The sequence below is a fragment of the Actinophytocola sp. genome, assembly GCF_035762905.1.
Classification (GTDB): Bacteria; Actinomycetota; Actinomycetes; order Mycobacteriales; family Pseudonocardiaceae; genus DASYTH01.
Genome location: NZ_DASUCC010000003.1, coordinates 1 through 7,808 on the forward strand (window position 1 = coordinate 1; position 7,808 = coordinate 7,808).

At 71.8% G+C, this 7,808-nt stretch carries 6 protein-coding genes and 1 rRNA gene; 5 read left to right on the forward strand and 2 right to left on the reverse strand.

Annotated features, from left to right (window positions below):
* Positions 1–97 (forward strand): 5S ribosomal RNA (rrf, locus tag VFV67_RS00270); the annotation flags it as partial.
* Positions 98–203: 106 nt separating this feature from the next.
* A complete protein-coding gene (locus tag VFV67_RS00275) occupies positions 204–959 on the forward strand; it encodes a type 1 glutamine amidotransferase (protein WP_326466291.1) in 756 nt (251 codons plus the stop codon).
* Here the strand turns inward: VFV67_RS00275 and VFV67_RS00280 are convergent.
* Complete coding sequence (locus VFV67_RS00280) at positions 956–1,399, reverse strand: Lrp/AsnC family transcriptional regulator (protein ID WP_326466286.1); 444 nt, start codon at positions 1,397–1,399, stop codon at positions 956–958. The genes VFV67_RS00275 and VFV67_RS00280 overlap by 4 nt on opposite strands.
* 84 nt (positions 1,400–1,483) lie before the next feature.
* On the opposite strand from VFV67_RS00280, the gene VFV67_RS00285 reads away from it, so the two are divergent.
* Genes VFV67_RS00285 through VFV67_RS00295 form a run of 3 tightly spaced genes read left to right on the forward strand, consistent with a single transcriptional unit; the run spans position 1,484 to position 6,288 of the window.
* Positions 1,484–2,389, forward strand: coding sequence for an EamA family transporter (locus VFV67_RS00285; RefSeq protein ID WP_326466287.1), 906 nt, complete (start codon positions 1,484–1,486; stop codon positions 2,387–2,389).
* Positions 2,329–3,309, forward strand: coding sequence for an aldo/keto reductase (locus VFV67_RS00290; protein WP_326466288.1), 981 nt, complete (start codon positions 2,329–2,331; stop codon positions 3,307–3,309). Before VFV67_RS00285 ends, VFV67_RS00290 begins: the two co-directional genes overlap by 61 nt.
* 21 nt (positions 3,310–3,330) lie before the next feature.
* Entirely contained in the window at positions 3,331–6,288 is a 2,958-nt protein-coding gene (locus VFV67_RS00295) for a bifunctional [glutamine synthetase] adenylyltransferase/[glutamine synthetase]-adenylyl-L-tyrosine phosphorylase (RefSeq protein ID WP_326466289.1), read from the forward strand.
* 76 nt (positions 6,289–6,364) lie between these two features.
* On the opposite strand, the gene glnA is transcribed toward VFV67_RS00295, so the two are convergent.
* On the reverse strand, positions 6,365–7,789 hold the full coding sequence (glnA, locus tag VFV67_RS00300) for a type I glutamate--ammonia ligase (protein WP_326466290.1): 1,425 nt from the start codon (positions 7,787–7,789) through the stop codon (positions 6,365–6,367).
* Positions 7,790–7,808 lie beyond the last annotated feature (19 nt).

Genomic DNA, 7,808 nt, shown 5'->3' on the forward strand with positions numbered 1-7,808 from the left:
GGAAACGCCCGGTCCCATCCCGAACCCGGAAGCTAAGCCCTCCAGCGCCGATGGTACTGCACCCGACAGGATGTGGGAGAGTAGGACACCGCCGGACACAACACCCGAACAGGGCCCCCACCACGGGGGCCCTGCTCGCATTTTCAGACCATTTCACAGGCCCATGGCATTCGATTCCGCCGGCTGCCCGGGCTAACCTCGAAATCGTGGCGACCCGACTTCTCCTGATCCAACCGGACGAGCTGGACCCGCCCGGCCCGCTGGCCGGCTGGCTGCTCGAAACCGGCGCCGAGCTGGAGGTCGTTCGGCCGGCCGAGACGCCGATGCCGGACGGGACCGCCGGTTACCAGGGCATCGTGTGCCTCGGCGGGGCGATGGGTGCGGGCGACGATCTCGACCATCCGTGGCTCGCCGACGTGCGCCGGCTGCTGGCTCGCGCGGTCACCGCGCGACTGCCGGTGCTGGCCATCTGCCTCGGCGCGCAGCTACTGGCCGCGGCGGTCGGCGGCCGGGTCGCGATCGGCGAGGCCGGACCGGAGGTCGGTCCCGGCCTGGTCGCCAAGCGCGACGCCGCCTGGCGCGACCCGCTGTTCGCCGACCTGCCGTTCATGCCGGACGTGCTGCAGTTCCACGCCGACGCGGTGGTCACGCTGCCACCCGGCACCGAGCTGCTGGCCGCCGGGACGCGCTACCCGAACCAGGCGTTCCGGGTCGGGCCGAGCGCCTACGGGATCCAGTTCCACATCGAGACCACCCCCGAGCTGGTGCTGGAGTGGGCCCGGACCAACCCGGACGCCGCGGCCACCGCACGGGACGGGGACCTGACGCGGGAGCGCCTCACCGCCCTGCACCGCGACCTCGAGGAGACCTGGCGGCCGTTCGTCACCCGGTTCGTCCAGCTGGCCGCCGGCAAGCTCGAGCCGGCGACCCCGGCCCGCCCGGGCCTGCCGCTCGCCTAGCGCTCGGACACGGGCAGCGGGCGCAACGGCACCGGGGTGGACACCACGATGGACGTGGTGGTCTGGCCGTAGAGCAGGAACCGGTCCAGGATCTCCTCCAACTCGCCGATCGACGGCCCGTGGATCCGCAGCAGAAAGCAGTCCTCGCCGGTGATCCGGAGACACTCGACCACCTGCGGGGTGCTCCGGGCCGCCTCGGCGATCTTCGGCAGCTGACCCGGGCCCGGCCGGATCCGGACGATCGCGGTCACCGGCATGCCGAGCGCGGCCGGGTCGATCTCCATCCGGAACCCGGCGATCACGCCGAGCCGCTCCAGCCGCTGCACCCGCTCGGTCACCGCCGGCGCGGACATGCCCACCCGCCGGGCCAACTCCGACATCGCGAGTCGTGGATTGTCGTGCAGCTCGGTGAGCAGCCGGACGTTGACTTCGTCGAGCACTGACCTTTGTTCCGTAGGCAAATCGTGCTCCTCACCTTCAACTACCCATTCCGTTGCTGCGGGCCTGCTTGGAAGATACCTCCCATGCGAATGATCGACCGAGTGCCGCCGCCGGCCTACTTCGCCGTCAGCGCGGTGTTCCACTACCTCGGCCCGGCGTTCGCCGTCCTGCTGTTCGCCCACGTGCCCGTGCCCGGGGTGGCCTGGCTGCGAATCGCCGGCGCCGCGCTGGTGTTCGCGATCTGGTGCCGGCCCTGGCGGCTGATGTCCGGGCTCGACCGGCCGCAACTGGGGGTGCTGGTCGCCCTCGGCGCCGTGCTCGCCGCCATGAACACGGTGTTCTACCTGGCCATAGCTCGGCTGCCGCTGGCGACGGTCGGCGCGATCGAGTTCCTCGGCGTGATCATGCTGGCGGCGGTCGGGATCCGCGGCCGGCGCAACGCCGTCGCCCTGGTCCTGGCCGTGGCCGGCGTGGTCGCGCTGACCGACGTCCGGATCGTCGCCGAGCCGCTCGGCATCGCGCTCGCCTTCGCCAACTGCGCCCTTTTCGTGCTGTACGTGGTGCTCGGCCACCGGATCGCCGGCGCCGGGCGGCAGGGCGTCGACCGGCTGGCCGCGGCCATGCTGATCGCCGCGGTCGTCGCGGTGCCGGTGGGCATCGGGCCGGCCGCGGCGGCGTTCACCCACCCGGGCTGGCTGCTCGCCGGCATCGGGGTGGGCATCTGCTCGTCGGTGATCCCGTACGTGACCGACCAACTTGCCATGGCCCGGCTGCCACGGGCTACCTTCGCCCTCATGCTGAGCATCCTGCCGGCGACCGCGACGGTCATCGGGATGCTCGTGCTGGCACAGCTTCCGACACCGCAGGAACTCACCGGGCTGGCGCTGGTCATCGCCGGTGTCGCGATCCACCAACAGGAGGAGAACCCATGCAGTACACCCGGCTCGGCGCGTCGGGCCTCAAGGTCTCGCGGATCTGTCTCGGCATGATGAGCTTCGGCGATCCGCAGTCCCGTGCCTGGGCGCTGGACGAGGCCGCCGCCGAGCCGATCGTGCGGCACGCCGTCGAATCCGGCATCACCTTCTTCGACACCGCCGACGGCTACTCGGCCGGGGCCAGCGAGACGGTGACCGGCCGGTTGCTCGGCAAGCTGTTCGCGCACCGGGACGACTACGTGCTCGCCACCAAGGTCTTCCTGCCCATGGGATCCGGCCCCAACGACGGCGGCCTGTCCCGCAAGCACATCATGGCCGGCATCGACGCCTCGCTCGGCCGGCTGGGCACCGACTACGTGGACCTGTACCAGATCCACCGGTTCGACCCGGAGACCCCGATCGAGGAGACCATGGCCGCGCTGCACGACGTGGTGCGCGCCGGCAAGGTCCGCTACATCGGCGCGTCCAGCATGTGGGCCTGGCAGTTCGCCGCCATGCAGCACGCGGCCGAGCGCAACGGCTGGACCCGGTTCGTGGCCATGCAGAACCACTACAACCTGGTGTACCGCGAGGAGGAACGGGAGATGCTCCCGCTCTGCGTCCACCAGGGCGTCGGGGTGATCCCGTGGAGCCCGCTGGCGCGCGGGCTGCTCGCCGGCACCCGGGACCGGGGCGGCGTCAAGCACACCCTGCGGGCCAACAACGACGCCTTCGGCGACTCGCTGTACACCGAGGACGACTTCGACGTGGTGGACGCGGTCCGCGCGGTGGCGGCCGCACGCGGGATGCCGCCGGCGCGGGTCGCGTTGGCCTGGCTGCTCGGCCGCCCCGCGGTGGCCGCGCCGATCATCGGCGCGACCAGGCTCGACCACATCACCGACGCGGTTGCCGCGGTGGACATCGCGCTGACCGCCGAGGAAGTGGACCGCCTCGAGGAGCCCTACCGGCCGCACCGGATTGTCGGCCACACCTGATCCGGCGGGTTACCGTGTGGCGTGGTTGATCGCGCCCGGTCCGTCCCGTCCGCCGCCCGGTTCGGCCTGACCGACGACCGGGCCGAGGCGGCGCTGCGGGACGCCGGCTGGTGGGGCGACGCCGGGCCGGTGCCCGACCGCGAGGGCGTGCTCGCCGCGCTGTCCCGTACGCCCGACCCGGACCTGGCACTGCGCGAGCTGTCCCGGCTGCGCGAGGCCGATCCGGCCGGGTGGGCCGAGTTGGACACCGCGCTCGCCGCCGATCCGGCGCTGCGCGGCCGGCTGCTGGCCGTGTTCGGTTCGTCCAGCGCACTGGCCGACTTCGTGATCGCCCGGCCGGGAGAGTGGCGGCGCCTGGTCACCGACCGCACCGTCCACCCGGACGGCTTCGCCGAGGTACTGCGCGCCGCGGCGACCGGAGCCGGCAACGGTGTGCTGGCGTTGCGCGCCGCCTACCGCGGGCTGCTGCTCGAGGTGGCCGCCGAAGATCTCGGTCACCTGGTCGAGCCGGACCTGCCGCGCCCGGGATTCGAGGAGGTCGCCGGCCGGCTGACCGTCCTCGCCGAGGCCGCGCTGGCCGCCGCGCTCGCGCGGGCCTGGGCCGACGCCGGCGCGGACCCGGACGCCGCGCAGCTCACGGTGATCGCGATGGGCAAGTGCGGCGGCCGGGAGCTGAACTACGTCAGCGACGTGGACGTGGTGTTCGTCGCCGAGGGAGATCTCGGGCTGGCCAGCCGGGTGGCCACCACGATGATGCGGGTGGCCGGGCAGGCGTGTTTCGAGGTGGACGCCGCGCTGCGACCGGAGGGCAAGGCCGGCGCGCTGGTGCGCACCCTGGACGGGCACGCCGCCTACTACCGGCGGTGGGCCCGGACCTGGGAGTTCCAGGCGCTGCTCAAGGCCCGGCCGGTGGCCGGGGACACCGCGCTCGGCGAGCGCTATCTGGAGGTGGTCCGGCCGCTGGTGTGGTCGGCAGCCGAACGGGAGAACTTCGTCGCCGACGTCCGGGAGATGCGCCGCCGGGTGGAGGAGCACGTGCCGCCCGGGCTGGCCGGCCGGGAGCTGAAGCTGGGTCGCGGCGGGCTGCGTGACGTCGAGTTCGCCGTGCAGTTGCTGCAGTTGGTGCACGGGCGGGGCGACGAGGGGTTGCGCCTCGGGTCCACTGTGGACGCACTGGCCGCGCTCGGCGAGGGCGGGTACGTGGGCCGCGCGGACGCCGTCGAGCTGGCCGAGTCCTACCGGTTCCTGCGGATCCTCGAGCACCGGCTGCAACTCCAGCGGCTGCGCCGCACCCACCTGTTCCCGGAGGAGCGGGATGGCGCCATGCTGCGCTGGCTGGCCCGGGCGGCGGGGATCGGGCCGGATGGCAGCCGGGGTGAGGGCGACGTGTTGGCCGCCGAGTTCCGCGGGCACCTCAACCGGATCCGGCGGTTGCACGAGAAGCTGTTCTACCGGCCGCTGCTCGAGGCGGTGGCCCGGGTGCCGACCGAGGGGCTGCGGCTGACCACAAAGGATGCGCAGGCCAGGTTGGCGGCGCTGGGCTTCGCCGCGCCGGACGGGGCGCTGCACCACATCGGCGCGCTGACCAGCGGCGTGTCCCGGCGGGCGGCGATCCAGACCGCGCTGCTGCCGGTGATTCTGGACCTGCTCGCCGACACGCCCGACCCGGACGGTGGCCTGCTCGCCTACCGCCGCGTGTCCGAGGCGCTCACCTCGGTGGAGTGGTACCTGCGGGTGCTGCGCGACGAGGCCGCCGTGGTGGAGCGGCTGGCCCGGATGCTGGGCACGGCGAAGCTGATCCCGGACCTGATCATCCGCGCGCCCGAGGTGCTGCGGCTGCTCGGTGATCCGGAGGCGCTGGCCGGCCGGGACCCGGACGAGGTGGCCCGGTCGCTGCGCAGCGCCGTGAACCGGCAGGGCTACCTGGGCAATGCGGTGGCAGCGGCGCGGTCGCTGCGCCGGCATGAGCTTCTCCGGGTGGCGTCGGCGGATCTGTTGGGCTTCCTGGAGGTGCGCGCCGTATGCACCGCGCTGTCCACGGTGTGGTGTGCGGTGCTCCAGGCGGTGCTGGCCGCCGTCTACCGGGCCGAGTCGGTGGCGGCGGGCGGCCGGCAGGCGACCATCGCGGTGATCGCCATGGGCCGGCTCGGCGGCGCCGAGCTTGGCTATGGCTCGGACGCCGACGTGCTGTTCGTCTGCGAACCGGTGCCCGGCGTGACCGACGCGGCCGCGGTGGCGTTCGCCTCGCGGGTGGCGCAGAGCGTGCGCCGGCAGCTCAGCTCGCCGAGCCAGGACCCACCGCTGCACGTGGACGTTGACCTGCGGCCGGAGGGCAAGAACGGGTCGCTGGTGCGCACCCTCGAGTCCTACCGCGCCTATTACGCCCAGTGGGGCGAGGTGTGGGAGGCGCAGGCGCTGCTGCGGGCCCGGCCGGTGGCCGGGGACGAGGAGTTGGGCGCCCGGTTCATCGCCGCGATCGACCCGGTGCGCTATCCCGAAGGCGGGCTGGATTCCGCCCGCACCAGGGAGATCCGGCGGATCAAGGCCAGGGTGGACAACGAGCGGCTGCCGCGCGGGGCCGACCCGACCACGCACACCAAACTGGGCCGGGGTGGGCTGGCCGATGTCGAGTGGACGCTGCAGCTGCTGCAGCTCCAGCACGCGCACCGGGTTCCCGAGCTGCGCACGACGTCCACTGTGGAGGGTCTGCGGGCCGCGGTGGGTGCCGGGCTGGTCAGCGCCGAGGACGCGACCGCGCTGTGCGAGGCGTGGTTGCTGGCCACCAAGGTCCGCAACGCCGCGACCCTGGTGCGGGGCAAGCAGACCGACCAGATCCCGACGTCCGGACGCGAGCTGGCCGCGGTGGCGAGCGTGCTCGGCCATCCGCTGGACTCCGACTCCGGCCAGTTCCTGGACTCCTACCGGCGGACCATGCGGCGGGCCCGCACCGTGGTGGAGCGGCTCTTCTACCAGGATTGATCCGGTGCTGTCCGACTCGGAGTAGCGCGTGAAAAGGGGCGGCGGCCGCCGGCCACCGCCCCTGGTCCGAACCGGATCACACGTCGTAGTACAGCGCGAACTCGTGCGGGTGCGGGCGCAGCCGCAGCGGGTCGATCTCGTTCTCACGCTTGAAGTCGATCCACGTCTCGATCACGTCGGCGGTGAACACGCCGCCTTCGAGCAGGAACTCGTGGTCCTTCTCCAGGCTGTCCAGCACCGCGTTCAGCGACGCCGGCACCTGGGCCACGTCCTTGGCCTCCTCGGGCGGCAGCTCGTAGAGGTCCTTGTCGATCGGCGTCGGCGGCTCGATCTTGTTCTTGATCCCGTCCAGGCCGGCCATCATCATCGCCGAGAACGCCAGGTACGGGTTGCCGGACGAGTCCGGGCAGCGGAACTCGAGGCGCTTGGCCTTCGGGTTGTCACCGGTGATCGGGATGCGCACGCAGGCGGAGCGGTTGCGCTGCGAGTAGACCAGGTTGACCGGCGCCTCGAAGCCCGGCACCAGCCGGTGGTAGGAGTTCACCGTCGGGTTGGTGAACGCCAGCAGGCTCGGCGCGTGGTGCAGCAGGCCGCCGATGTAGTGCCGCGCGGTGTCGGACAGGCCGGCGTAACCGGACTCGTCGTGGAACAGCGGCTCGCCGTCCTTCCACAGCGACTGGTGGGTGTGCATGCCCGATCCGTTGTCGCCGAACAGCGGCTTGGGCATGAACGTCGCGGTCTTGCCGGCCGCCCACGAGGTGCCCTTCACGATGTACTTGTACAGCTGGAGATCGTCGGCCGCGTGCAGCAGCGTGTTGAACCGGTAGTTGATCTCGGCCTGGCCGGCGGTGCCCACCTCGTGGTGCGCCTTCTCCACCGAGAAGCCGGCGTTGATCAGGTGCAGCACGATCTCGTCGCGCAGGTCGGCCTGGTGGTCGGTGGGCGGGACCGGGAAGTAGCCGGCCTTGTACCTGATCTTGTAGCCCTGGTTGCGACCGCCCTCGTCCGCGCCGGTGTTCCACCAGCCTTCCTCGGCGTCGATCTCGTAGAAGGCGCCGTTCTCGGCGCTGTCGAAGCGCACCGAGTCGAAGATGTAGAACTCCGCCTCCGGCGCGAAGTACGCCGTGTCCGCGATGCCGGTGGACGCGAGGTAGGCCTGGGCCTTGCGCGCGATGTTGCGCGGGTCGCGGGAGTAGGCCTCCCCGGTGAGCGGGTCGTGGATGAAGAAGTTCACGACCAGCGTCTTGGCGGTCCGGAACGGGTCGATGTAAGCGGTGGTGGGATCCGGGAACAGCGCCATGTCGGACTCGTTGATGGCCTGGAACCCGCGGATCGAGGACCCGTCGAAGTTCAGGCCGTCGTCGAAGACCGACTGGTCGAAGGACGACACCGGCACCGTGAAGTGCTGCATGATCCCGGGCAGGTCACAGAACCGGACGTCGACCATCTCGACACCTTCGTCCGAGATGAACTTCAGCAACTCGTCGCTGTTTGCGAACATTCGTCCTCCTCGGCCGCAT